The sequence below is a fragment of the Zeaxanthinibacter enoshimensis genome (assembly GCF_004362865.1).
Lineage (GTDB): Bacteria > Bacteroidota > Bacteroidia > Flavobacteriales > Flavobacteriaceae > Zeaxanthinibacter > Zeaxanthinibacter enoshimensis.
On sequence record NZ_SNYI01000002.1, the window covers coordinates 1160455 to 1185388 of the forward strand.

Below are 24934 nucleotides of genomic sequence, written 5' to 3' on the forward strand. Positions count from 1 at the left end.
CCCCTAAGATAGGGATACTTAGCTACAATTTATAATGATTGATCAATAACCTCTCGTACAGTTTATCCGGAAGGATACTCTTTAATACCAGGGAGAATTTCTGCAAGGGGCTGCCCACCCTGTAATGTACTTTTGGCCGTTTGGTCTGTATGACCCGGTATACCTTTTCCGCTACCCGGACCGGATCCTGCCCCGCATCCACATGCTGGTCCATGAGCCTGAGCGTGTTGGAATAGGCATCGCGGTATGGTGACTGTTCCGATACAGGTGCGTGGTAACGACCTGCAGCAATGTTGGTAGCAAAATCTCCCGGAGCCACCGAGGTGCACTGAATATTGAAATCTTTTAATTCCATCCGTAAGGCTTCCGTCATCAATTCCAGAGCTCCTTTGCTTGCGGAGTAATAAGCCCGGTACGGTAACCCCATATAACCGGCTATAGAAGTGATATTGATGATCAGTCCGCTTCCCTGCTGTCGCATAATGGGCAGCACCGCCTGTATCATTGCCAGCGGGCCGTGCAGGTTAGTATCAAACGCCTTCTGCACCTCCTCCTCCGGAGTTTCTTCTATGGGACCTGTAATTCCTACCCCGGCGTTGTTGATCAGGATATCTATTCTCCCTTCCAACTGTTGCAGCTGCGCAGTGGCCGACACTATAGACTGCCGGTCACAAACGTCGAGTTCCAGTAGTTTAAAAGCCGAAAAATCTTTGTTCTTTTCAGGGTTCCTGCTGGTTCCGTATACGGTATAGCCTTTCTGGGAAAGAAATGTTCCAATGGCCAGGCCGATCCCCGAGCTCCCGCCTGTAATCAAGACAACCTTGTTTTTCATAGCCTGCAAATTAACAAATTAATACCCCGGGTGACAAGTGGCCAGTCTAAATAAAAACAAATTGGGGTTTGGCTGAAAGTTACCGGCTGTGGAAGAAATGAACGCCCTTTTCGGGTCGCTGGAAATAAAAGGAAATGCCCTGCAGATCTGACTTTTGGGCATAAAAAAAAGGCAAGCTACCTACATCGCACCGCTACGACCACATACCCTTGCTGCGTTCCCGCCCTGGGGGATTCTGCAGGAGCTGGTCGTGTAGGACTTGCCTCGTGCAAAGATACAATCTTTTATATTTGAGGCAATCAAATTCCCCTCTTATTTTATCTTTGCGTGGTGTTCTTAAAATGTTAATATTGCCTTGATCACGGGGCCCGCCATTGCATAATACCGCAATTGCCTATAAACCAGAAACTCATGAGTTTTTTAAAACTGATCAGCTGCAGCAGCTTTTTATTATTATTCCTCGCCTGCGGAGGAAACGATAAGCCATCTTCCCTTTTCGAAATTGAAATCGAGGAGGAGAAAGGAGTATATCATCTGCAGGATGAGATACAGGTACGGGTAGCGAATAAGAAAGATAAAGAGATCCGGGACATAGAATATTCCATGGATGGCAGAAAGCTCCCCCTGGAAGATAACAGGATAAGGCTGGATATTGAAAAACTGGGAAACAGGACCCTGCAAGCCAAGATCACCTTTGAAGGTGGAGAAGCAGAAATAAACAAAGATATCCTGGTCCTGGCCAAAGATGCCCCGGAGATCTACACCTATGAAATAGTGAATACTTATCCCCACAAGAAGAGTTCATTTACCCAGGGGCTGGAATTTCATAACGATACGCTTTATGAAGGGACGGGAAAAAAGGGGAAATCCGCTTTAATGAAAGTCAATTATACCACCGGGGAGATCCTGGAGCAGATCAACCTGGACAACGCCTATTTCGGGGAAGGTATCACCATACTGGATAATACCATCTACCAGCTGACCTGGCAGAGTGGGATAGGTTTCACCTACGACCTAAATAAATTTGAAAAAACAGGGAGTTTTAAATATGGCAAAAGCAAGGAGGGCTGGGGTCTTTGCAATGATGGGGAAAAAATCTACAAGAGTGATGGGACAGAAAAGATCTGGATCCTGGATCCGGCAACCCTGGCTGAAGAGGATTATATACAGATCGTTACCAATAAGTCAGTCTTTAATAAGGCCAACGAGTTGGAATATGCAGAGGGTAAGATCTACGCCAACGTATGGCAAAAAGAGAGTATGATGATCATCGATCCGGTATCCGGGGCTATAGAAGGAGTCATCAATTTTGGAGGGCTCGAGGAAAAAGTAGGTAAACACCCGCAACTGGATGTTCTTAATGGGGTAGCTTACCATCCCGGGAGGAAGACATTGTTTGTCACCGGTAAATACTGGGACAAGATCTTCGAAGTCAGGATTAAACCAAGGGAATAATGCAGCGATTCACTCAGAGCCATACCGTAACAGAGGACGATCTTGACGATTTGCAGCACGTAAATAATGTACGTTATGTACAATGGATACAGGATATTTCCAAGAACCACTGGCTTTCAGTAGCCCCCCCTGCCCTGCTCGACCGCATTATCTGGGTGGTGGTTAACCACAATATTACATATAAGAGCGCCGCAAAACTGGGCGACCGTATCCGGATGGAAACCTATATAAAATCTGCACGGGGCGCCATCTCTGAAAGGGTCGTGGAAATGTACCTGGAAGAAGATAACGAATTGTTGGTGGAATCGCTTACCAAATGGTGCATGCTCGACCCGGCAAGCCTGAAACCTGCGAGGATTGGCATTGATGTGCAGAATTTATTCCTCTGAACCCGCTTTCCTGTAGAATATTTAACGCACCATTCATCGAGTAAATTCCGAGATAAAGGTCATTATCAGTACTTTAGGTATATAAACCATAGAAATTCTATGGTTTTTATATAACCCCCAATGAAATAACATGACTAATTTTAACCTAGTTATCTTGGGCATGGATTATACCTATACCATAATTGATCAGGACGCGACTTCCAGCCTGCAATTGCAGCACTACCTGGAGGATTACGGCGATTTCCAATGTGTCGCCCAGGCCACAGATCACGAAGACGGCTTGAACACTATCCTTAAACATCACCCGGATATAGTTTTCCTGAATTTGGATCACGGGGCTTCCCTGTATTTCCAGATGGTAAAAGAACTGCACCTGTACATCACCGAGTTCCCGGTATTGATCGGTATCTCCAGTGGGAAAGAACACGCATATGACGCTATCAAGAATGATTTCTTTGATTACTGGCTTTTGCCGTTCAATGAATTTGATATGCGCAAGACCCTGTTACGGCTTAAAAAACAGTTACCCAAAGAGCATACCGGTACCACCCTCTGCTTAAAATCCTACAAGGATTTCCACTACCTGGATACAGATGAAATATTATACCTGAAAGCAGATAATAATTCGACCGACTTTTTCATGAAAGACGGTAGTACGATCAGCGCTTTTAAGACCCTGAAAACTTTTGAAAGCCAATTACCGAAGAATTTTATCCGGGTACACCAGAGCTATATCCTTAACATGAATTTTGTCTCGCGCATTAACTATGGCAAAGGTCTTTGCACACTGAAAACAAGTAAAATGCAATTGCCTTTTTCAAAAACCTATCGGGAAAATATCGATAGCCTGAAGAAGGTCCTCTCCAAAAATTCGATCACCACCCTCAATTGACAGAATTCTCTCAGAAATGAGAGTAATTCTCACGAAAACAGTGCGTACACTAAATGAAAGCCTGAAAACTTCAGTCTTTCCGGGTGAGGCAGTAGTTTAGAAAAATCAAGAAGTAACCAATTTAAAAAACAAATACGATGAAACAGGTATTCAGCATTTTGGCAATGGTATTATTAACCCTGGAATTCTTTTCCTGTACTGCAGACAGTAACATGGACGAAACCTCTGCACTATATGAAAGCGTGAAAGCTACTGACGGGGATATTGTTCCGATAATCAGGAGAGATGATCCGGATGATGATGATGAGGAAGGAACAGATGGAGATATCGTGATCATTGACAGAAGAACAGACGATGATATCACGGGCGGGAATTAAGCCTACACCTGCACCTTAGTATAAAATACTGGTACTATACCAGGTAATACAGAATGGCCTTAGACGGATTGTTTAAGGCTTTTTTTTTGGAGTATATTTACAGCAGAACAAACAACCCCTGATGAATTGCAGGTATAAATTATTTTGGTTACTCCTGGGAATGCTCTGCACAATGGCCGGATGTAACCAAAACACAAATAAACACGTAACAGCCCCTCCCGCTAAGGACAGCATTACTACCTGGATTGTCCAGGGCAGAAACGATGAATTATCGCCTGTAACCAGGAAAGAATACCTGTTAAAAGCTTACGAGGCTAACAGCTTATTAGATGTTGATTCCCTGGCTAACCAATCGATGTCTCGCTTATCCCTGGCCTTCCTTGACCTGAACGATTCACTTTGGTTCCGCAAGACCAATGCCGATGCAATGAAGATGGCCCGGCAGATTAAAGATTCCGCCTCCCTGGCCGGTTTGCACTGGGACCTGGCCGTTTTCTTCAATATCAAATCTGTACCGGATTCGGCCTACTACCATTTTTATAAGGCTAAAGAATTGTATAGTCTCATGAACAAACCCCTGAACGAGGCCAGGGTATTGTATAATATGGCGGTAATACAGGCCAGCGTTAAAGATTATACCGGGAGCGAGCTTTCTACGTTCCAGGCCATAGATCTCCTGAAACCGCTTAATGAAATACGAAATTTAGGCCACTGCTATAATAACCTGGGATCGATCACCAAAGAGCTCGAAGAGTACAACCAGGCCATCGCTTACTACAACCAGGCGATGGAATATTACCAGCAACTTCCGGAAAATAAGGCATTGGAAAGAAGTATCCTCAATAATATCGGGGTGCTGTACCAGGAACAGGGAAAAGACAGGGAAGCGCTGGAATATTTTGATAAAGTACTGGCGGATCAAGGAATGGAAGCTCCCTATACAAGCCAGTATGCCAGGCTCCTGGCCAACCGGGCCTACAGCCTGCTTCGGACAGGGGCTACGACCGAAGGCATGGACACCTTTGGCAGGGCCATCGCCTTGCAGGACAGTTTGGCTGACCTGAGCGGATTATCCCGTAGCCATTATAACCTGGCGACATATTTCTACGAAAACGACGACAATCAACAGGCACTGGACCATATCCGGAAGGCAGAAGGGTTTGCCCTGGAAAGCGATAATAACAAGAGATTATTAGAAAGTATCCGTTTACTTGCCGTACTGGACCCCGAAAATGCCTCGGTGTATTCCGGGCGATATATAAACCTGAGCGATAGCCTGGCGGTGGAAGAGAGAGCTATCCGGAACAAATTTGCCCGGATCCGGTTCGAAACGGATGAATTCAAAGCTCAGAACCAGCTGCTCGAAAGGCAACGACAATTGTGGATAGGTATAGCCGCGGGGATCATCCTGCTTGCCCTGGCCATATTTATTATTATTTCCCAAAGAGTCAGGAACCAGAAACTGAACTTTGAAAGACAGCAACAGGAAGCTAACCTTGAAATTTTTAACCTGATGCTGGCCCAGAACCAGAAAATGGAAGAAGGTAAACAATCGGAGCAAAAAAGAATATCCGAAGAATTACACGATGCTGTCCTTGGCGAGATGAATGGTATCCGGATGGTGTTGCTGGCTCTAAATAACAAAACTGATAAGGCTTCCATGGAGATGCGGGACAAAGCAATAACCCGGCTGCAGGAGCTGCAGGAAGAAGTGAGGACCATCTCTCACGAGCTGAACGACGCTTCCTACCAGAAATTTCATAACTTTATTTTGTCCCTGGAAGAATTGCTGAAGAAAAATTCAGAGGACGCCGGAATCCGGTATAAACTCAAGTACGATGAAGATGTACATTGGGATGACCTTTCCGGGGAGATTAAGATCAATTTATACCGATGCCTGCAGGAATGCATACAGAACGCCATTAAACACGGACAGGCTACCGAAATTAAACTGGAACTGCAAGGTAATGCTACTCAACTTCACCTGGAACATTCCGATAACGGGATCGGTTTCAGAACTGGCCGGGGTAAGAAAGGAATTGGTCACCGGAATATAGAATCACGAGTGAAGAAATTGAATGGTAGCTGGAAGATCAAGAGCAATCCAGGGAAAGGCACAACAGTACATATCTTTGTTCCCCTGAGTAGCCACGAAATGAAAATTAAGGCCGCTGCCTCGGAGTTGTCATGAGATAGATAGGACTAAGAACCGATAGAAATGGAGAAGAAGACTATTAGGATACTTGCTGTAGATGATCACGAAATGACCACCCTGGGATATAAATTCATCCTGGAAGACACCGATTTTGAGAAGTACACAATTCGGATGGATACCGAAAAGAACTTTGATGCTGCCAAACAGCGCATACTCGAGTCAGTTAAATATGGCCCTTACGACATACTGCTACTAGACATACAATTATCCGGTCCCATGGATGAAACCTCTGGCACGGGAGAAGACCTCGGTATTTACGCCCGGGAGATATGCCCAAAGACCAGGATCGTATTTATGTCATCATTCAGTGACAATTACCGCATCAACAGTATACTGCAGTCCGTTGACCCGGACGGCTACATGGTTAAAACGGAGATCGACCAGAAATCTTTACAGGCCATGGTGCGTACTGTACTTGAGCAGCCCCCCTATTACACCCAGAAAGCGCTGGCTGCCATCCGGAAAAAAATGGCAAATGATATCTCGCTGGATGAAAATGACCGCAAAATCCTTTACCACCTTTCTATCGGAACCAAGACAAAGGATATCACCCAATACGTTTCCCTTTCCCTGCCCAGCATCGAAAACCGGAAAAGACATCTTAAATCCATATTCGGAATCGATAAACAGAATGACCAGGCCTTGATCACCGAATCGCGTCGGAGGGGATTTATCTGATTCACTATCCGCTTATAAATCAAGCGATTATTCTTTGGAGTGCACTTCATCGAATTATACAAAAACCATAATAATTCTATGGTTTTTATATAATCCCTATTTAATTAATAGAATTAATTTTGAGTAAGAATGATCCGTAACCATCAGGAAATCTTGCCCATGTACCCCAACGAAAATTCAAATAAATCAGGGCTCCAGTTCAAAGAGATACCTCGTCTTAACGGGATACTCGGGTTCCAGAGACAGCTGGAAAAGGATTACTTTTCCAAGGTTTCCGTACGCAATTACCAACAGGATGCCGATGACTTTAACCTGGTGATCGGGATGCAGTGTAATATGTACCTATCAGATATACTGTATCATTTAGACCTCGAATGCTGGGGGGCGAAGATTCCCGATGGAAACAGGAACAGTAAACAATCTCCATTCCGACAGGCCCTGCAAGATTTGAATGCCTGTAACTCTGAGTTAATAGATGTGGAAGAATTTTCAATCTTCCTGAATGATACCGCCATTGTGATCAAAAGCATCTATCCCCAGAGCATAGTCTCTAATTTAGACCTGATCCTGGAAGCTCTCGGCAACCACTACCTGGATATTACTTCCCAATTAGGTGAAGTTCCATACGAGATCTATATTCCCGTATTCGAAGAGGAGATAGAACAAGACCTTTATCTTCCGAAAACAGCCGGTGAAAGTCCGGATTTCTTAAGTTTCTGGGCTATGTACTCCGAGAGGGAGGAGGATGCTTATATCTATGACCTGAAACGTCGATCCCTGATCTCCGGGGAACTCTTTATGCTGAACCAATAAAAAAGGGCAAGAATTTCTTCCCGCCCCATCTTACTATTCAGTACAGCCTTATTTAGCTTTTAAACAATGGTAATCCCCGCATCATCTGGTTTACTTCTTGTTTCACCGCTGCGATCTGATCTTCATCTTCAGGATCCTTCAGAACCCTGTCAATCAGTTTGACAATAACTTCCATATCCTTTTCAACAAGACCTCTAGTGGTGATGGCAGCAGTTCCAAACCGGATACCAGAGGTGACAAAAGGTGACTGGTCATCAAAAGGAACCATGTTCTTATTCGCGGTGATATCCGCCTTTACCAGTACCTGCTCGGCATCTTTCCCCGTGATGTTCTTATTCCTGAGGTCGATCAGCATCATATGGTTGTCGGTGCCCCCGGAAATAATCTTATAATCCCTCTCCACAAAGGCCTTGGCCATTGCGGCGGCATTCTTTTTCACTTGTATCATGTAATGAAGGAAGTCATCGGTCAAGGCTTCCCCGAAGGCCACAGCTTTGGCAGCAATGATGTGCTCCAGCGGCCCTCCCTGGTTACCCGGGAAAACGGCCAGGTCTAAGAGTGCGGACATCTTCCTGAGATTTCCGTTCTTTAATTTTATCCCGAAGGGGTTTTCAAAATCTTTCCCCATCATGATCAGGCCTCCCCTTGGGCCCCTCAGCGTTTTATGGGTAGTGGTGGTTACAATGTGGCAGTGTGGAAGCGGGTCGTTCAGGATACCTTTGGCTATAAGTCCAGCCGGGTGAGCTATATCTGCCAGTAACAGGGCATCCACGCTGTCTGCGATCTCACGGAAGAGTTTAAAGTTCATATCGCGTGAATACGCCGAGGCTCCTGCAATGATCATTTTTGGCTTATGTTTCTCTGCCTGTGCCCTGACCTGGTCGTAATCGATAAGACCGGTTTCCTTATCTACCCCGTAAAATACAGGGTTATATAATTTCCCTGAGAAATTTACCGGCGAACCATGGGTCAGGTGCCCCCCGTGAGAAAGATCGAACCCAAGTATGGTATCCCCGGGTTTCAGGCATGCCGCAAAAACCGCCGTATTGGCCTGTGAACCCGAATGGGGTTGTACGTTGGCATATTCTGCTCCAAAAAGCTCTTTCGCCCGATCAATGGCCAGTTGTTCTACCTTGTCTACCACCTCACAGCCTCCGTAATAGCGTTTCCCGGGGTATCCTTCCGCGTATTTGTTCGTCAGAACAGAGCCGGCTGCCTCCATTACAGCCTCACTGGTGAAATTTTCGCTAGCTATTAATTCGATTCCGTTGATCTGCCGTTCCTTTTCCTCGGCTATCAGGTCAAATACCTGCTGGTCACGTTGCATCGCCATAATCTACTGTTAAATGAATTGCAAAAGTACAAATTGACAATCTCTTATTGGAAGAAAATAATATATTTGATCAGGAAATTATTAAATAAAAATTAACAATTATACTATGCCTATTAAAGCTAATGACCCAAACAGAAAATCCTGGATTCCAGTACCTGAAAATTCGGACTTCCCAATTCAGAATATCCCTTTCGGGGTGTTCCTGACCCGGGACGACGTGATTACCATCGGTACCAGGATAGGTGATCACGCCATCGACCTGGGTTCATTGCATCAATTGGGCTATTTTAAGGATATTCCCCTTACGGATGATATTTTCCTGCAGGACACCCTGAACGACTTTATTTCTGACGGCAAGAAGACCTGGAGATTGGTCAGGAACAGGATAGCCGAACTCTTTGATGTGCGAAACGACGAACTTCAGCACAATGAAGACCACAAACAGGTTATCCTCTTCACCATGGACGAAATAGAAATGCAATTACCGGTGCAGATCGGGGATTACACAGATTTCTACTCCAGTAAAGAGCACGCGACTAACATTGGTAAAATGTTCCGTGATCCCGACAATGCTTTATTGCCCAACTGGCTTCATATCCCGGTGGGTTACCACGGCAGGAGCTCTACCATTGTTCCCAGTGGCACACCTATCAGGAGACCTTACGGGCAAACCATTCCCAAAGGAGAAGATAAACCGGTATTCGGCCCTTCAAAACTAGTGGATTTTGAATTGGAGATGGCTTTTATCACCACGGATGCCAATGCTTTGGGAGAACCCATAGATGTTCAGGAGGCCGAGGATTATATTTTCGGGCTGGTGCTGTTCAACGACTGGAGTGCCCGTGATATTCAGAAATGGGAATACGTTCCGCTGGGGCCATTCTTAGGGAAAAACTTTGCGTCGTCCATTTCCCCATGGATCGTAACCCTCGATGCCCTGGAACCTTTCAGGGTTCAGAGTCCGAAACAAGACCCGGAACCCCTTCCTTACCTCAGGCATAAAGGGAACAATAGCTTTGATATCCACCTGGAGGTCGATGTTACGCCGGAAAACGGGGAAAGCACCACGGTATGTAAGTCGAACTTCAAATACATGTACTGGTCCATGGCCCAGCAACTGGCACATCATACTGTAAATGGCTGTAAAGTGAACAGCGGGGATATGATGGGTAGCGGAACCATCTCGGGAACGACCCCGGACTCTTTCGGGTCTATGCTGGAACTGGCCTGGCAGGGTACAAAGCCGGTGAAGTTGAACGGCGGAGAAGAACGGAAATCTGTAGCCGATAACGACACTATAACCATGCGGGGTTACTGCAGCAAGAATGGTCTGAGGATCGGTTTTGGAGAAGTGGCTTCCAAATTACTCCCGGCCATAGAGTCGAACCCTCCAAAAAAGAATAAATAGTACATTTAATCCGAATTATACGAACTGTTATCGGAATTCGTTATGGGTATAGGTCGTTTTGGCACGGCCTTTGAAAATCGCTAAATCAACCAATACCCAAACGACATGAAGAAATCAGTACTTTTCGGAATCGCCATCATGGCCTTAGTAGCCTGCGGAGGGGTCAAAAAGACCCAGGAGGCTCTGAATAGTGGTAACTACCACCATGCCATGAACCGTGCGATACAGAACCTTGCAGAGAATAAGACCAAGAAGGGGCACCAGGATTATATCCTGCTCCTGGAGGAAGCTTTCCGTAAGAATGCAGATCGTGAACTGCGGCAGATCAACCTGTTGCAGAAAGATGGTAACCCTGCTAATTACGAAACGATCTACAAAAGACTCTTGGGATTAAATCAGGTCCAGGAGAGGATCAGACCTCTGTTACCCTTATATATACAGGATGAAGGCAGGGATGCCGAGTTTCAGTTCAGGAACTATGACGAACGCATCCTTGCTTCCAAGGATAAATTATCCGAGTATCTGTATGCGAATGCATCCAGGCTGATGGAGGAAGCAACTCATAAGATGGACTTCAGGGTAGCTTACGACGACTTTGCCTATTTGGAAGAGATCAACCCGGGATACCGGGACTGCAGGCTGAAAATGGATGAAGCCCATGCCCTTGGTATCAATTACGTAAAAGTACAGATCGCCAACGAAAGCCAGCAGATCATACCTGAACGCCTGGAAGAGGAGTTATTGAATTTCAACACCTACGGGATCAATGATTTCTGGACACAGTACCATACCAATCCCCTGGAAGACGTAGACTACAATTACGAGATGCAAGTGGCTTTCCGGGATATCCTGGTCACTCCTGAGCAGATCCGGGAAAAGGAATTCGTCAAAGAAAAACAGATAAAAGACGGGTATACCTACCTGGAGGATGAGAACGGTGAGCTAGTGAAAGACAGCCTGGGTAACGAGATCAAGATAGATCGCATGAAAACCGTGCAGTGCAGGTTCTACCAATTTACGCAGCACAAAGCCGCACAAGTAACCGGGCAGGTATCATATATTGACCTGAACACCCGCCAAGCAGTCAACAGTTACCCGCTGACGACCGAGTTTATCTTTGAGCATATCTATGCGGATTACGATGGCGATAAAAGAGCACTGGGGACAGATCTGCTACCCCTGATCAACGTCAGGGCGGTGCCCTTCCCCACTAATGAACAGATGGTGTATGATGCCGGGGAAGATCTTAAACTCCGCCTCAAAGACATCATCAGCAGGCAGCAATTCAATTAAACACAAACCCCGGCACTTGCCGGGGTTTTTTTATACGTATTTTTCCAGGGACAATTCCGCGATAGCCCCGTGGGAGGTATGAGCTACAACTTCCCCGTTCCTGATCACGATAAGTTGTGGTGACTGGTGGGTCACACCAAACTTGCGTGCAATTTCATCGGATATATTTCTGTGAGCCAGAAGATCCAGGAAATAAAAATCTGCAGGAAGCCCGGCACTTAGTTTCTCGGATTCGAACATCCTTAAAGCCATCCGGCTGATACCACAACGGGTAGAATGTTTAAAGATAACCTGTGTTCTTGATCCTGATTTCTCCTTGATCTCTTCGAGCATATCAACAGACCGGAGAGGGATCCAGGGAAGCTCTTTCCCGGATGGATCAGTGTCTTCATTCTTATTGCCAAATAATTGATTGAATATTCCCATAGCATCTACTTAATTCTTAATTTATATGAGACATAGCCGTGCAGCCAGACTGCCGTTATGTCTTGCGTTTTCTGAGTTTAGCAGACATTTTGTCTGCTCCTAATAGTTGGTAGGGTTGTTGACTAGGAAATCAAAAATAGACAATAACACGAACATAAAATAACGGGATGAATATAAATAATTTCACTATCAAATCTCAGGAGGCTGTGCAACAAGCACAGGTCCTGGCCCAGGGCATGGGACACCAGCAGATTGAGAACGAACATCTTTTTAAGGCGATCTCTGAAGTTGATGAGAACGTCATGCCTTTCATTTTAAAGAAACTGAATGTAAACTTCCAACTGGTAAAACAGGTGCTGGACAGGGAACTGGAACACATGCCCAAAGTTTCGGGAGCAGACATCATGCTCTCCAAGGAGGCCGGTAAGACACTGAATGAAGCCAGTGCGGTTGCCCGTAAAATGGGGGATGAATACGTTTCAGTGGAACACCTTTTACTCGCCATTTTCAAATCCAGGAGCAAGATCGCCCAGGTTTTGAAAGACCAGGGAGTTACAGAAAAGGATCTGAACGCGGCCATACAGGAGCTGCGCAAAGGCGATAAAGTTACTTCCCAGAGCGCGGAGGATACCTACAATTCCCTGAATAAGTATGCCAGGAACCTTAATGAACTTGCTGATAAAGGTAAACTGGATCCTGTGATCGGCCGTGATGAAGAGATCCGCAGGATCTTACAGATCCTGTCCAGGCGTACTAAGAATAACCCTATGCTGGTCGGGGAACCGGGTACGGGTAAGACGGCCATCGTTGAAGGCCTGGCACACCGGATCATCCAGGGAGATGTCCCGGAGAATCTGAAGAATAAAGTGATCTACTCCCTGGACATGGGAGCCCTGATCGCAGGAGCCAAGTATAAAGGAGAATTCGAGGAACGCCTGAAGGCAGTGATCAAAGAAGTGACCACTTCAGACGGCAACATCGTGCTCTTTATAGACGAGATCCATACTTTGGTAGGAGCCGGAGGCGGTCAAGGCGCTATGGATGCCGCTAATATCCTTAAACCTGCCCTTGCCAGGGGAGAATTACGCGCCATCGGTGCAACCACCCTGGATGAATACCAGAAATATTTTGAACAGGACAAAGCCCTGGAACGTCGTTTCCAGAAAGTAACGGTAGATGAACCTGACACCGAAAGTGCAATCTCTATCCTGAGGGGTCTGAAGGAAAAATATGAAGCTCACCACAAGGTACGCATAAAGGACTCGGCCGTCATTGCGGCGGTAGAACTTTCACAGCGCTATATCACCAACCGCTTTCTGCCGGACAAGGCGATCGACCTGATGGATGAAGCTGCCTCCAAATTGCGGATGGAGATCAACTCCAAACCGGAAGAGCTGGATGTCATGGACAGGAAGGTAAGGCAACTGGAGATCGAGATCGAAGCCATCAAACGGGAGGATGACCAAGTAAAGTTAAAAGCCCTGAATGTAGATCTTGCCAACCTGAAGGAAGAACGCAACGAAATATTTGCCAAGTGGGAAAGCGAAAAGACCGTGGTCGACAATATCCAGAAGACCAAGCAGGAAATAGAGAATTACAAGCTCGAAGCAGAACGTGCAGAACGCAACGGCGATTATGGCAAAGTAGCTGAACTTCGTTACGGGAAGATCAAAGATGCCCAGGAAAAACTGGAGCAGCTGCAGGAAGAGCTGGATAAACAGCAGGATGCAGGCACCCTGATCAAAGAAGAAGTAACTACCGAAGACATAGCTGAAGTTGTCGCCAAATGGACTGGCATCCCTGTGACAAAAATGTTGCAGAGCGAGCGTGATAAATTGCTGAAACTTGAAGATGTATTGCACAAGCGTGTCGTCGGGCAGGAAGAAGCCATCACCGCCGTCTCTGACGCCATCAGGCGCAGCAGGGCCGGATTGCAGGACAGTAAGCGCCCTATAGGTTCTTTCCTTTTCCTCGGGCCAACCGGGGTAGGTAAAACAGAGCTGGCCAAGACACTCGCGGCTTATTTGTTCAATGATGAAAACGCCATTACGCGTATCGATATGAGCGAATACCAGGAGCGGCATTCCGTCAGCAGGCTTGTGGGTGCGCCTCCGGGTTATGTAGGGTACGACGAGGGAGGTCAGTTGACCGAAGCCGTAAGACGCCGTCCTTATTCCGTGGTATTGCTGGACGAGATTGAAAAGGCTCACCCGGATACCTTCAACATCCTTCTGCAGGTCCTTGATGAAGGGCGCCTGACCGATAATAAAGGCCGGGTTGCGGATTTCAAGAATACCATTATCATCATGACCAGCAACCTGGGAAGTCATATTATACAGGAAAATTTCGAGGATAACCCGGATTTCTTCAGTGCGACAGAATCTGCACGTGTAGAAGTGCTGGGATTACTGAGGAAGACGATCAGGCCTGAATTTATAAACAGGATCGATGATATCATCATGTTCACTCCATTGAACATGAAAGACATCACCAAGATTGTCAGGCTGCAGCTGAACCAGTTAAAGAAGATGCTGGAAAATCAGCACATAACGATGGATGCCACCGAGGATGCAATTGAATACCTCGCCAAGACAGGATTTGATCCGCAGTATGGTGCAAGACCGATAAAAAGGGTCATACAGAAAGAAGTGCTCAATAAGCTTTCTAAAGAATTGCTCAGTGGTGCGATAACCGCGGAAAGCATAATCCTACTGGATTCTTTTGACGACGGATTAGTATTCCGAAACCAGACGGAGATGATCTCCTGAATAGTGAAATATCCGTAGAATGTTAAGTACCCCTGTTGTTCATAAAACAGGGGTATTTTTTTTTAGATTATATACCATGCAGTATATAGATTTTTTATATTCGTAAGAAATAGCCGGGTATGACCACAAAGGCCGAAAGGACCACCCAATTTATCATAGAGACCGTAGCACCCATCTTTAATAAACAGGGGTACGTTGGCACGAGTATGAGTGATCTTACCGAAGCCACAGGTCTTACCAAAGGAGCTATCTACGGGAATTTCGAAAACAAGGAAGCCTTGGCATTAGCGGCCTTTCAGCACAACAGCAATCTCTTGCTGCAGGCCGTGGAAGAAAAACTGCAGGTCCCCGGTACTGCGATGGACAAGCTGTATTCCCTCACTTCATTTTTCAGGCATTACGATGACTTTACCCGTGAAATGGGTGGTTGCCCTATCCTGAATACCGGGGTAGATGCAGAACACAACAACAGGCTGTTAGCCGCAGCTGCGCGAGAGACCCTGTCTACCATCGAGGGGAAGATCGCCTTGGTATTGGAAAACGGGGTCAAGAATAACGAGATCAAGCTGCCTGTACCTCCGCTGCAATTTGCCAAACAGCTCTACACCATGATCCTGGGTGCGGTCTCCGTGGCTACCATCAGCAGGGACCGGAAATATTTATTAAATACCATAGCTTACCTTGAAATTCTGATCCGGAAAGAGATCGGTAAATAAGTATCCACGGCAACTATTGCCCTACTCCCCTACCACCCTGAAGATCCAGAGTTTGTCCGGGTATTTTCCATTCATCTTACTATCGCGTTGAGAGCGTGCTTCGTCAATGGTTCGGAATCGACCCAGGTAGACGTAATTATACTTATTTTCAGAACGGTAGAACGACTTCGGGTCCAATCCCATCTCGTTCAGTTTATTCACAAAGATATCGTGGTATTTCTTTGTTCCGAAGACATTCGCAATCAGGTAAAAGCCGGGAAGAAGTCCTCCAGCTCTTTCAACTTCCTCGTAGCGTTCACCGGGCCTTCGCGAAACTACCTCGGGAGTACTGGCAGCTGCCTGGGCAGTTTCCTGTTTTGCCGTTTCTGTCTCCTGTTCTCGTCTCTGAGCTTCGGCAAGGGCCGCTTCTCTTCTCACCTGGGCCAGGGAATCCTTAATTTGTTCCTGCCTTACTTTTTGTTGCTGTACAACCCTCCTGGTGGTTTCTGCATCCGCTATGGAATCGCGTTCTCTTTGTCTTCGTTTCTTCCGGGTTTCCGCATCCGCCCTGGCAGTCTCTTCCGCAATCCGCGCCATTTCGATAAACGCCTGCCGCTCTTTTTCCAGCCGGCTGAGTTCATCATCTCCTGGTTCAGCCTCTTGTTCATCCTGTGACTCGGCTACTGCTTTTTCATCCGTTACCTCTGTTGAGGATTCAAGACTTAACAAAACCTGGTCTTCGTCATCCTCTTCAAAACCGACAACTTTCCTGCGCAGATCATTAGGGCCAAAAGAATAGGCGGTGACAAATTCGAAGGTCGTGGAACTACCCTGCAATTGCTGGTCCCCTCCAAACTCGACCAGGGCCCCGATTGAAAAATTTTTCAGGAAACGCCCACCGGCACCTGCAGACAGACCATAGAAATTATTATAGCCCAACTGACCCCAAAAGCGTGTAGTGGAAAGCAGGGTGGTAAATCCCACCTGGTTTTCTGTATTGGGAAGCGAACGCATATACACCAGCGGTCTCAGGTATGAATCACCATCAATGCCCATGGCCAGGGGTATTTTATAACTTGCCAGCCCCGTGTATACGTTATTGGAACCGGACTCCTGTCCATTATTGGTCAGGTTGATATCAATAAAATTCTCTGCCACCAATCCCAGGCTAAAATCGTTAATTGTGTATCGCAGGCTGGGTGCTAACCGGACAAGTGTCTCGTTGGGAACATCGAACTGTGGTAGAGGCATATCCGGGTTCTGCTGGAACCGGGCATCCCCAACCTCCTGCCGGAATCCGAACAGGTTTACCCCAATAGCCAAGGTGGAACCCGGAGACGGTATCACAGATACAGCGTAATTCAGCACCGCCCCTGTTTGTATAAAAGATCCGGTGTTATGTTGAAAAAACCCCAATCCTGCTGCGGAAGCCTTATTGAGCCTGGTAGAATAGTTAAAGAAAAGGGTGGTGGGATCCCCATCTATGGTCTGCCACTGCCACCGGGTCCACAAGGCCAGCGAATGTTCACTTTCTGTATCCAGGGACGAGGTAGGATTAAGCAGGCTTTCGTTGTACTGGGTAAGGTTGTGCTGCCTCAGGTCCTCAGGCAAACCTGTAACCTGGGCCACAACAGCCAGCGGGGCAAAAAACACGGAAATCCATAGCCAAGGTCTCAACATATCCGGGGAATCACAAAGTTATTTATACTATTTTTACAGCTAACGTGTTAAATAGTATGTAGGTAAATTTATACAAATCTAATATGAAATCCTTAAAACTACTCAGCTTCTCTCTTTTATTACTGGTTTTAAACAGCAGTTGTGCAGATGAAAAAACAACACCCCAGGTAGAAAAAGAGCCTACGGTTTCTACCTATTACCTGATCCGGCATGCCGAAAAAGATCGATCTAATCCCCAGAATTCTGACCCGGAGCTGACCCAGAAAGGGCTGGGAAGAGCTATGCATTGGGCAGAAATCCTGAAAGAAGTGTCCCTGGATGCCATTTACAGTACAGATTTTGAAAGAACCTCCATGACTGCTGCCCCTGCTGCAGTTAAACAGGATATCACCGTTCAGTATTACGACCCTTCTACCTTAAATATGGAGGAATTCAAGCAGCAAACAGAAGGGATGAATGTTTTGATCGTTGGCCACAGTAATACGACCCCGAAAATGGTGAACCAGATGATCGGGGAAAAGAAATACCCGGATATGAAAGATTATGACAACGGCAGCCTGTACATCGTCCAGAGAGTAGGGAACAAAATCACCTCGCAGGTATTACAGTTTAATTGTAATTGTCCTGATTAACGATGATCTCACTGATCTCTATTTTAGAGAGCAGCTCCAGTTTATCATTCATATACAGACTATCCAGTTTCCGTAATTCCGGAGAAGTGCCGGTTTCGGGCTTGTAGTTATTATAATCCACGAACCGTATACCTCCTACCCTTCTCGGGTTATAAGCTTCCCTGAAGCGCATACCCCCGCCATTAACATGGTATTCATATGCCAGGTAATCGGGCTCAAAGGTTTCCTTGTTGATCCAGTAGACATAAGTGTCCTCAAAATCTTTACCGCCACCCTCCTGGTCAAAGGTCACCTTGATCTTGTAATAATCCTTGTCCGCGATACGGATATCCCCGATCAGCTCTTTATTCACTGCCTTATCGTTGAGACCATGGGGCAGGTAGGCGAAATAATGTACAGAGTTGATCGATTCCGTATAGGTGTTTTTCAGGGAATCTGGTAGTGCCACCACGCTGTCATTGATCTCCCGGACAAGTCCCCGGGGTGTTATGGCATCGACGATCACAGCACTGTCAGTAACCAAAATTCGCTTCATGATTCTACGTCCATCCTGTTTCTCCAGGACGTAGTTCTTATCCCTGAAGTGAAAAGAGATGAAACTCTGGTCATACAGATCTCCTCCTGCATTCTCTATAGCTTTATCAACGATCTCCTGGGCCGTTTTAGGTTTATCAGGCCCGTCATTACAGGCAAATATGAGTAAAAGGCAGGTTATCAGGCTTAATCTTTTCATGGAAATCAGTTATTTACTGTGCAAAATACCAATACCAATTGTATAAGCGTTCTTTTTAGCGCGAATTATTACCCTTAGAGTGTGGTAAATCTTGTTATTTTTGTGAGGTATGCAGAAGAATATCAATATAAAGAATAAAAAAGCCCGGTTTGAATACGAACTCCTGGACACCTATGTTGCGGGAATTGTTCTTTCGGGAACCGAGATCAAGTCGATCCGGCTTGGTAAAGCCTCTATCGCGGAAAGTTTCTGTGAATTCAATGAAAAGGGGGAGCTATTCATTATTAATATGCAGGTAGATGAGTACACTCATGCCTACCATTTTAATCATAAGCCTAAAGCCGAACGGAAATTACTGCTGCAGCGCCAGGAACTGAAAAAGCTGGAAAAGGAAGTGAAGACATCCGGGCTGACCATTGTACCCCTGAACCTTTTTATCAATGACCGGGGGCTGGCTAAGATCAAAATAGCCCTGGCTAAGGGTAAAAAACTTTACGATAAGCGCGATGCCATTAAAGACAGGGATAACAAGCGTAACCTGGCCCGCATTAAAAAAAGTTTTAACAACTGATCAGTTCTTATCTTCCAACAGGGGAACAAAACGGAAGGTCCCAAAGGATTCCCTTTCAAACTCTTTCTCAGATTTCCGGGTGATCCGCATCATCACCTGGTTATCTGTACCCACCGGGATCACAAGCCTGCCACCTATTTTCAGCTGGGATAACAGCGCTTTAGGCACTTCCGGTGCACCCGCCGTGACGATAACCCCATCAAATGGCGCCTCTTCCGGCAGACCTTTATATCCATCCCCAAAGACATATTTTTTAGGACGGTATCCCATCTTTTTAAAAAACAGGTTTGTCTTTTTGAAGAGCTCTAACTGACGTTCAATTGTGAATACTTTGGCCTTAAGATGTAGCAAAACCGCAGTCTGGTACCCGCTGCCCGTACCGATCTCCAGTACTTTATCTCCCGCCTGAATTTCGAGCAATTCGGTTTGAAACGCCACCGTATAAGGTTGGGATATGGTCTGGTCTGCTGCAATCGGGAAGGCTTTGTCCTGGTAAGCATGCCCTTCAAAGCTGCTGTCCATAAACAGGTGCCTGGGAATGGCCCTAATGGCCTGAAGCACACGGGGATCCTCTATCCCTTTGGCGGCAACCACTTCGGCAAGTTGATTGCGCATGCCACGGTGTTTCAGCGTATCTTTCATCAGTTTGGTTTTGGAGTACGAAGTTAATGAAGTTTAGAAGAAGATGGAAGGAGAAAATAGCGGAGTGCAGCTCCCGTTCTGACAATCATAACAGCACTCCGTGCACCACGGCAAACTTTTATGCCAGCAGGCTTCTTAACTGCCAAACTATGTTTATTTTTGGGGGAAAATAGATATAATGCTGAACGTTGGAGTACTTGGAGCCGGTCATTTGGGTAAAATTCATTTACGGCTACTCAAGGAATCTAAGAAATACAAGCTGGTAGGGTTTTACGATCCAGATACAAAAACAGGTAAAAAAGTAGCGGAAGAGTTTGGCTACACTTACTTTGATGACCTGGAGACCCTGATCAAATCCGTAGATGTTGTGGATATTGTAACCCCCACACTTTCTCACTTTGATTGCGCCAGCATGGCGATGAACCACGGGAAACACGTGTTCATAGAGAAGCCGATCACCAATACCCTGGAGGAAGCCGAAAGCCTCTTAAAACTGGCCAGGGAAAAGAAGGTAAAGGGCCAGGTAGGCCATGTGGAGCGCTTTAACCCGGCATTCAGCGCCGTAAAGGACAGTATTGACAATCCTATGTTCATTGAGACACACCGCCTGGCGGAATTCAACCCCAGGGGAACTGATGTCCCGGTAGTCCTTGACCTTATGATACACGATATTGATGCTATCCTCAGTGTGGTGAAATCCGAGGTTGCCAATATCAGTGCCAGCGGGGTCTCGGTAATCAGTAATTCCCCGGATATCGCCAATGCCCGAATCGAATTTGAAAACGGCTGTGTAGCCAACCTGACTGCCAGCCGCATCTCTTTGAAGAATATGAGGAAATCAAGGTTTTTTCAACGGGATGCTTATATATCGGTGGATTTCCTTGAAAAGAAAGTAGAGGTGGTCAAAATGAAGGATGCCCCGAAACAGGCAGGCGAATTTGATATGATCCTACAGAATGCGGAAGGGGTTAAGAAGCAGATCTATTTTGAGAACCCTGAAATTCTGCCCAATAATGCTATTCTTGACGAGCTGGAGACCTTCGCAGATGCCATCACAGGAGACACAGAACCGGTGGTGACGCTGGAACAGGGCACCAGGGCCCTGAGGGTAGCCCTGCAGGTCATCGACGCCTTTTGAGTAAACGACAATTAAAGAACATAAACCAAAGAAACATATACATATGAATACAGTTGCAGTGATTGGCTCGGGAACCATGGGAAATGGAATAGCCCATGTTTTTGCACAACACGGACACACAGTACACCTGGTTGATATTTCACAGGAAGCTCTTGATAAAGGAATTGCCACCATAACCAAGAACCTGGATCGTATGGTGAGCAAGGGAAGTATAGATGAAAGTGTTAAAGAAGATACCCTAAAAAACATTAGCACCTTTACCGTCCTGGCAGAGGGGGTAAAGGATGCTGAACTCGTGGTTGAGGCGGCCACCGAGAATGTGGAACTTAAGCTTAATATCTTCAGGGAACTGGACAAGGCCTGTGGCCCCGAAACTATACTGGCAACGAATACCTCTTCCATATCGATCACCCAGATCGCTGCAGTAACCCAGCGCCCGGAGCAGGTAATCGGGATGCATTTTATGAACCCTGTACCCATTATGAAGCTGGTGGAGATCATCAGGGGTTACAGTACTTCTGACGAGGTGACTCAAACCATCATGCAGGTATCTGAGAAGCTGGGAAAAGTTCCTACAGAGGTCCACGACTACCCGGGGTTCGTAGCCAACCGAATATTAATGCCTATGATCAACGAGGCCATCGAAACCCTGCATCACGGAGTTGCGGGGGTGGAAGAAATAGATACAGTAATGAAACTGGGTATGGCTCATCCTATGGGGCCGCTGCAGCTGGCCGATTTTATCGGGCTGGATGTATGCCTGTCTATCCTGAACGTGATGTACGACGGGTTCAAGAATCCTAAGTACGCCCCTTCTCCCCTGTTGGTGAATATGGTCATGGCAGGTAAGAAAGGTATAAAGTCTGGCGAAGGATTTTACGATTACTCAGCTTCCAGGAAGGCCGAAACAGTGGCGGCACAGTTCAGTACACGGGCAAATGGCCAAAATTAGACCTTTCCGAGCTGTACGCCCGGCCAGGGATAAGGAGGCCCAGGTTACCTCCCGCTCCTACGAACGCTATACCAAGCATGAACTGGAGGCTACCCTGACCGGCAATCCCATGTCTTTCCTGCACATCATTCAACCCGGGTTCAAATTACCGGAAAAGGTAACCGGGCAACATCGGTTTGACCTGGTCAGGGAGCAATACCGCGAATTCCTGGACCGTGAGATCCTGATCCGGGATGAGAAGCCTTCGTTCTACGTATACCGGATGATCAAAGAAAACTTCAGCTGCCTCGGTTTTTTCTGCGCCACCAGTACGGAGGATTATGAAAATAACATCATCCGTAAACACGAGGACACCCTGTTGAGAAGAGAGACCCTGTTCGCCAGCTACCTGAAGGTAGTACGTTTTAACGCGGAACCTGTCCTCATGACCTATCCGGACAACATGGAAATAGCAGGGATCCTGCAGGAAACGTCTGAGGATAAGCCCCAATGCGATTTTAAAAGCCCTGATGGGGTGCAACACCTCTTATGGGTGGTAGATGACCCTGGCAAGATCAGGCAGCTGCAGGAAGCCGCTAAGGAGATTAAGTCCCTTTACATCGCTGACGGCCATCACAGGAGTGCTTCTTCCTGCAGGCTGGCGAGGGAACTTAGCGAATTGAATCCTGAGCATAAAGGCAACGAAGCTTATAATTATTTTATGAGTTACCTGGTGCCCGAGTCAGAGGTCCGGATCTACGAGTTCAACCGGATGGTCAGGGGGCTGAATGGTCATTCTGCAGGGGCTGTTCTCGAATTACTGGATGAGCACTTTAAAGTTGAAAACAAAGGAACTGCTGTAATCAAACCAGGACAGAAACACCAGTTCAGTATGTACCTGCAAGGTAATTTTTACCTGCTCACCCTCAGGGAAGACAAATACAACTTCAGTGACCCTTTGAGTAGCTTGGATTCACATATCCTGAAAACACTTGTCCTCGACCCGATCCTTGGGATCCGGGACCTGAGGAACGATAAGAGGATCCAGTATGGTTATGGGAAAGAAAACACCGCCCTGATGAAGCAGGAGGTTGATAAAGGTAACTTTTCACTGGGGTTTGGAATGCTGCCTATAACCGTGGATGAGCTCAAGGCAGTTGCCGATGCCGGGCTGGTAATGCCCCCGAAAAGTACGTATATTGAACCTAAGTTAAGGAGTGGGTTTACAGTGTATGAACTATAATACAGGAACAATTTACAGCTGAAACAAACTATGAATATTGAAAAGAACCTGAAATCCATAAAAGAAGACCTGCCTGCCGAGGTTACCCTTGTGGCCGTTTCCAAGACCAAATCTACATCCATGATCATGGAAGCTTATAATGCAGGACAACGTGATTTCGGGGAGAACAAGGTACAGGAAATGACTGCTAAATGGGAAGAGTTGCCAAAGGATATCCGCTGGCATATGATAGGGCATGTACAACGGAACAAGGTTAAATATATGTCAGATTTCGTTTCTCTCATTCACGGAGTAGACAGCCACAGGTTACTGGTAGAAATTGATAAGCGTGCCCGGAATTCCGAGCGCATTATCGACTGCCTGTTACAGGTGCATATCGCGGAAGAAGAATCAAAGTTTGGGTTTGACGAAGCGGAGATCATCGACCTTCTTGATTCCGGGAAATTAGAATCACTGAAGAACGTCCGACTGCTGGGGCTTATGGGAATGGCCACGTTCACCGAGGACAGTGAGCAAGTGAGGCGGGAATTCCGTGGCCTGAAAAAACTTTACGATCGTCTTAAAGAGCGACTGCCGGATTTCAGGGAGCTATCCATGGGTATGAGTGGCGATTACCAGATCGGTATCGAGGAAGGCAGCACTATGGTACGCATAGGAAGTAGTATCTTTGGTGCGAGGAATTAGAATATATGTACGCCATACTCGACATAGAGACCACAGGAGGGAAATTCAACGAAGAAGGGATTACCGAGATCGCCATTCATAAGTTTGACGGTCATAAGGTAGTTGACCAATTTATAAGCCTTGTGAACCCCGAGAGGGAAATACAGCCTTTCGTTGTAAACCTTACCGGTATCAACAGCAAAATGCTGCGTACAGCACCGAAATTTCACGAGGTTGCCAAGCGGATCGTGGAAATTACTGAGAACACCGTGATCGTTGCTCATAACGCACAGTTTGATTACCGTATCCTGAGAACAGAATTCAGAAGGCTGGGATATAATTTTGAAAGAAAGACCCTTTGCACGGTAGACCTTTCAAAGAAGCTGATTCCCGAAGCCGAGTCTCACAGCCTGGGAAAACTTGTCAGGTCCCTGGGAATTGCTGTCAGCGACAGGCACAGGGCTAATGGGGACGCCCTTGCTACGCTGAAACTCTTTAAACTCTTACTGAGTAAAGATTCTGACAAGACCATCATCCGGGAAATTATCAGGGAAGAAACCCAGGGAGAACTATCTCCCAGGCAGCTGGACATAGTTGAACAGATGCCCTCAGAAACTGGCGTGTATTACATGCACAATAAAGATGGGGATATCATTTACCTCGGTAAGAGCCGCAACATAAAAAAAAGGGTGAACCAACATTTTACAAATAATGCCAGCAGGGCCAGGGAACTGCAGAAAGAAACCAAAAAAGTTACTTTTGAACGTACCGGGAGCGAGCTTGTGGCCCTGTTGAAGGAAGCAGAGGAATTAAGACGGAACAATCCCAAGTTTAACAACCGGCGAGGCAAGCGGAGAAAACCAATTACGGATAGAACCCTTCTCGATGGAAAGAATGTCCTCATCGTTGATAAAGGAAGAGAAGTAGGTGAATACAGCGCCATCCTGATCAAAGAGGGACAGTTCCAGGGATTGGGCTTTTACGACCTTAATCACCAGATCAATAATATGAACATCCTGGAATCTATTATTACCCCCATGGAAGCCGGGGAGGAAAGCAGCCGGTTGATCCGGGAGTACCTCGATAAGAAAAAGGTCATGAAAATTATAGAACTCAATCCTTAACTA

General features: G+C 46.4%; 24 protein-coding genes and 1 other RNA gene. 18 read left to right on the plus strand and 7 right to left on the minus strand.

The features are described from left to right. Positions 1-22: 22 nt before the first annotated feature. Positions 23-832: an SDR family oxidoreductase gene (locus CLV82_RS11290; protein WP_133644404.1), complete on the minus strand. Its 810-nt coding sequence runs from the start codon at positions 830-832 to the stop codon at positions 23-25. 166 nt (positions 833-998) lie between these two features. Beyond that, positions 999-1097: signal recognition particle sRNA small type (gene ffs / locus CLV82_RS11295), an RNA gene on the minus strand. A 146-nt stretch (positions 1098-1243) separates the two neighbouring features. Here ffs and CLV82_RS11300 point away from each other — a divergent pair. The 7 genes from CLV82_RS11300 (at position 1244) to CLV82_RS11330 (ending at position 7651) form a co-directional block, all read left to right on the plus strand. Next, a complete protein-coding gene (locus CLV82_RS11300) occupies positions 1244-2287 on the plus strand; it encodes a glutaminyl-peptide cyclotransferase (protein WP_133644405.1) in 1044 nt (347 codons plus the stop codon). Then, positions 2287-2676, plus strand: coding sequence for an acyl-CoA thioesterase (locus CLV82_RS11305; protein WP_133644406.1), 390 nt, complete (start codon positions 2287-2289; stop codon positions 2674-2676). Before CLV82_RS11300 ends, CLV82_RS11305 begins: the two co-directional genes overlap by 1 nt. Positions 2677-2836: 160 nt before the next feature. Then, positions 2837-3568 (plus strand): LytR/AlgR family response regulator transcription factor, encoded by a 732-nt coding sequence (locus CLV82_RS11310; RefSeq protein ID WP_133644407.1) that lies wholly within the window; start codon positions 2837-2839, stop codon positions 3566-3568. Positions 3569-3705: 137 nt separating this feature from the next. Beyond that, complete coding sequence (locus CLV82_RS11315) at positions 3706-3945, plus strand: hypothetical protein (protein ID WP_133644408.1); 240 nt, start codon at positions 3706-3708, stop codon at positions 3943-3945. A gap of 121 nt (positions 3946-4066) precedes the next feature. Next, entirely contained in the window at positions 4067-6136 is a 2070-nt protein-coding gene (locus tag CLV82_RS11320) for a tetratricopeptide repeat-containing sensor histidine kinase (RefSeq protein WP_133644409.1), read from the plus strand. A gap of 27 nt (positions 6137-6163) precedes the next feature. After that, positions 6164-6838 (plus strand): helix-turn-helix domain-containing protein, encoded by a 675-nt coding sequence (locus CLV82_RS11325; protein WP_133644410.1) that lies wholly within the window; start codon positions 6164-6166, stop codon positions 6836-6838. 129 nt (positions 6839-6967) lie between these two features. Beyond that, positions 6968-7651, plus strand: a complete 684-nt coding sequence (locus tag CLV82_RS11330) for a hypothetical protein (RefSeq protein ID WP_133644411.1) — start codon at positions 6968-6970, stop codon at positions 7649-7651. A gap of 52 nt (positions 7652-7703) precedes the next feature. On the opposite strand, the gene glyA is transcribed toward CLV82_RS11330, so the two are convergent. Next, positions 7704-8978 carry a serine hydroxymethyltransferase gene (gene glyA / locus CLV82_RS11335; RefSeq protein WP_133644530.1) on the minus strand — a complete coding sequence of 425 codons (1275 nt, stop codon included), beginning with the start codon at positions 8976-8978 and terminating at the stop codon, positions 7704-7706. A 112-nt stretch (positions 8979-9090) separates the two neighbouring features. Between glyA and fahA the strand changes: the two genes are divergently transcribed. Together fahA and CLV82_RS11345 are read left to right on the plus strand one after the other, a co-directional pair. Next, positions 9091-10392, plus strand: a complete 1302-nt coding sequence (gene fahA / locus CLV82_RS11340; RefSeq protein WP_133644412.1) for a fumarylacetoacetase — start codon at positions 9091-9093, stop codon at positions 10390-10392. Positions 10393-10497: 105 nt separating this feature from the next. Continuing rightward, positions 10498-11685, plus strand: coding sequence for a hypothetical protein (locus CLV82_RS11345; protein WP_133644413.1), 1188 nt, complete (start codon positions 10498-10500; stop codon positions 11683-11685). 30 nt (positions 11686-11715) lie between these two features. Here the strand turns inward: CLV82_RS11345 and ytxJ are convergent, their stop codons facing one another. Beyond that, the gene (ytxJ, locus tag CLV82_RS11350; protein ID WP_133644414.1) at positions 11716-12111 is read right to left on the minus strand and encodes a bacillithiol system redox-active protein YtxJ; all 396 of its coding nucleotides are present in this window, start codon (positions 12109-12111) and stop codon (positions 11716-11718) included. Between the two features lie 167 nt (positions 12112-12278). Between ytxJ and clpB the strand changes: the two genes are divergently transcribed. Together clpB and CLV82_RS11360 are read left to right on the plus strand one after the other, a co-directional pair. Continuing rightward, entirely contained in the window at positions 12279-14879 is a 2601-nt protein-coding gene (gene clpB / locus CLV82_RS11355; RefSeq protein WP_133644415.1) for an ATP-dependent chaperone ClpB, read from the plus strand. Positions 14880-14998: 119 nt separating this feature from the next. Then, complete coding sequence (locus tag CLV82_RS11360; RefSeq protein ID WP_133644416.1) at positions 14999-15595, plus strand: TetR/AcrR family transcriptional regulator; 597 nt, start codon at positions 14999-15001, stop codon at positions 15593-15595. Positions 15596-15616: 21 nt separating this feature from the next. Here CLV82_RS11360 and CLV82_RS11365 read toward each other — a convergent pair whose 3' ends face one another. After that, positions 15617-17254 (minus strand): PorP/SprF family type IX secretion system membrane protein, encoded by a 1638-nt coding sequence (locus CLV82_RS11365; protein WP_133644417.1) that lies wholly within the window; start codon positions 17252-17254, stop codon positions 15617-15619. 83 nt (positions 17255-17337) lie between these two features. On the opposite strand from CLV82_RS11365, the gene CLV82_RS11370 reads away from it, so the two are divergent. After that, positions 17338-17886 (plus strand): SixA phosphatase family protein, encoded by a 549-nt coding sequence (locus tag CLV82_RS11370; RefSeq protein WP_133644418.1) that lies wholly within the window; start codon positions 17338-17340, stop codon positions 17884-17886. On the opposite strand, the gene CLV82_RS11375 is transcribed toward CLV82_RS11370, so the two are convergent. Beyond that, positions 17864-18619 (minus strand): DUF6503 family protein, encoded by a 756-nt coding sequence (locus CLV82_RS11375; RefSeq protein WP_133644419.1) that lies wholly within the window; start codon positions 18617-18619, stop codon positions 17864-17866. The two genes, CLV82_RS11370 and CLV82_RS11375, sit on opposite strands and share 23 nt — an antisense overlap. Positions 18620-18728: 109 nt before the next feature. On the opposite strand from CLV82_RS11375, the gene smpB reads away from it, so the two are divergent. Continuing rightward, on the plus strand, positions 18729-19190 hold the full coding sequence (gene smpB / locus CLV82_RS11380; protein ID WP_133644420.1) for an SsrA-binding protein SmpB: 462 nt from the start codon (positions 18729-18731) through the stop codon (positions 19188-19190). Here the strand turns inward: smpB and CLV82_RS11385 are convergent, their stop codons facing one another. After that, entirely contained in the window at positions 19191-19832 is a 642-nt protein-coding gene (locus CLV82_RS11385; RefSeq protein ID WP_133644421.1) for a protein-L-isoaspartate(D-aspartate) O-methyltransferase, read from the minus strand. It lies immediately after the preceding gene. 178 nt (positions 19833-20010) lie between these two features. Between CLV82_RS11385 and CLV82_RS11390 the strand changes: the two genes are divergently transcribed. From CLV82_RS11390 to CLV82_RS11410, 5 genes are read left to right on the plus strand one after another with little or no spacing between them, the layout of a single operon-like run. Next, positions 20011-20970 carry a Gfo/Idh/MocA family protein gene (locus CLV82_RS11390; RefSeq protein ID WP_133644422.1) on the plus strand — a complete coding sequence of 320 codons (960 nt, stop codon included), beginning with the start codon at positions 20011-20013 and terminating at the stop codon, positions 20968-20970. A 43-nt stretch (positions 20971-21013) separates the two neighbouring features. Continuing rightward, positions 21014-21922 carry a 3-hydroxyacyl-CoA dehydrogenase family protein gene (locus CLV82_RS11395; protein ID WP_133644423.1) on the plus strand — a complete coding sequence of 303 codons (909 nt, stop codon included), beginning with the start codon at positions 21014-21016 and terminating at the stop codon, positions 21920-21922. After that, positions 21909-23144, plus strand: coding sequence for a DUF1015 domain-containing protein (locus tag CLV82_RS11400; protein WP_133644424.1), 1236 nt, complete (start codon positions 21909-21911; stop codon positions 23142-23144). The genes CLV82_RS11395 and CLV82_RS11400 overlap by 14 nt, the downstream gene beginning before the upstream one ends. A 30-nt stretch (positions 23145-23174) precedes the next feature. Further along, positions 23175-23828, plus strand: coding sequence for a YggS family pyridoxal phosphate-dependent enzyme (locus CLV82_RS11405; protein WP_133644425.1), 654 nt, complete (start codon positions 23175-23177; stop codon positions 23826-23828). Between the two features lie 5 nt (positions 23829-23833). Then, positions 23834-24931 (plus strand): exonuclease domain-containing protein, encoded by a 1098-nt coding sequence (locus CLV82_RS11410; RefSeq protein ID WP_133644426.1) that lies wholly within the window; start codon positions 23834-23836, stop codon positions 24929-24931. Positions 24932-24934 lie beyond the last annotated feature (3 nt).

Bases quoted from the DNA above. Each gene is read 5' to 3' on its own strand.
- CLV82_RS11325 (WP_133644410.1), top strand. From the start codon at position 6,164: ATGGAGAAGAAGACTATTAGGATACTTGCTGTAGATGATCACGAAATG.
- ytxJ (WP_133644414.1), bottom strand. From the start codon at position 12,111: ATGGGAATATTCAATCAATTATTTGGCAATAAGAATGAAGACACTGAT.
- CLV82_RS11345 (WP_133644413.1), top strand. From the start codon at position 10,498: ATGAAGAAATCAGTACTTTTCGGAATCGCCATCATGGCCTTAGTAGCC.
- CLV82_RS11400 (WP_133644424.1), top strand. From the start codon at position 21,909: ATGGCCAAAATTAGACCTTTCCGAGCTGTACGCCCGGCCAGGGATAAG.
- clpB (WP_133644415.1), top strand. From the start codon at position 12,279: ATGAATATAAATAATTTCACTATCAAATCTCAGGAGGCTGTGCAACAA.
- CLV82_RS11330 (WP_133644411.1), top strand. From the start codon at position 6,968: ATGATCCGTAACCATCAGGAAATCTTGCCCATGTACCCCAACGAAAAT.
- CLV82_RS11305 (WP_133644406.1), top strand. From the start codon at position 2,287: ATGCAGCGATTCACTCAGAGCCATACCGTAACAGAGGACGATCTTGAC.
- CLV82_RS11395 (WP_133644423.1), top strand. From the start codon at position 21,014: ATGAATACAGTTGCAGTGATTGGCTCGGGAACCATGGGAAATGGAATA.
- smpB (WP_133644420.1), top strand. From the start codon at position 18,729: ATGCAGAAGAATATCAATATAAAGAATAAAAAAGCCCGGTTTGAATAC.
- CLV82_RS11375 (WP_133644419.1), bottom strand. From the start codon at position 18,619: ATGAAAAGATTAAGCCTGATAACCTGCCTTTTACTCATATTTGCCTGT.
- CLV82_RS11360 (WP_133644416.1), top strand. From the start codon at position 14,999: ATGACCACAAAGGCCGAAAGGACCACCCAATTTATCATAGAGACCGTA.
- CLV82_RS11390 (WP_133644422.1), top strand. From the start codon at position 20,011: ATGCTGAACGTTGGAGTACTTGGAGCCGGTCATTTGGGTAAAATTCAT.
- CLV82_RS11290 (WP_133644404.1), bottom strand. From the start codon at position 832: ATGAAAAACAAGGTTGTCTTGATTACAGGCGGGAGCTCGGGGATCGGC.
- CLV82_RS11320 (WP_133644409.1), top strand. From the start codon at position 4,067: ATGAATTGCAGGTATAAATTATTTTGGTTACTCCTGGGAATGCTCTGC.
- CLV82_RS11410 (WP_133644426.1), top strand. From the start codon at position 23,834: ATGTACGCCATACTCGACATAGAGACCACAGGAGGGAAATTCAACGAA.
- glyA (WP_133644530.1), bottom strand. From the start codon at position 8,978: ATGCAACGTGACCAGCAGGTATTTGACCTGATAGCCGAGGAAAAGGAA.
- fahA (WP_133644412.1), top strand. From the start codon at position 9,091: ATGCCTATTAAAGCTAATGACCCAAACAGAAAATCCTGGATTCCAGTA.
- CLV82_RS11315 (WP_133644408.1), top strand. From the start codon at position 3,706: ATGAAACAGGTATTCAGCATTTTGGCAATGGTATTATTAACCCTGGAA.
- CLV82_RS11300 (WP_133644405.1), top strand. From the start codon at position 1,244: ATGAGTTTTTTAAAACTGATCAGCTGCAGCAGCTTTTTATTATTATTC.
- CLV82_RS11310 (WP_133644407.1), top strand. From the start codon at position 2,837: ATGGATTATACCTATACCATAATTGATCAGGACGCGACTTCCAGCCTG.
- CLV82_RS11370 (WP_133644418.1), top strand. From the start codon at position 17,338: ATGAAATCCTTAAAACTACTCAGCTTCTCTCTTTTATTACTGGTTTTA.
- CLV82_RS11405 (WP_133644425.1), top strand. From the start codon at position 23,175: ATGAATATTGAAAAGAACCTGAAATCCATAAAAGAAGACCTGCCTGCC.
- CLV82_RS11365 (WP_133644417.1), bottom strand. From the start codon at position 17,254: ATGTTGAGACCTTGGCTATGGATTTCCGTGTTTTTTGCCCCGCTGGCT.
- CLV82_RS11385 (WP_133644421.1), bottom strand. From the start codon at position 19,832: ATGAAAGATACGCTGAAACACCGTGGCATGCGCAATCAACTTGCCGAA.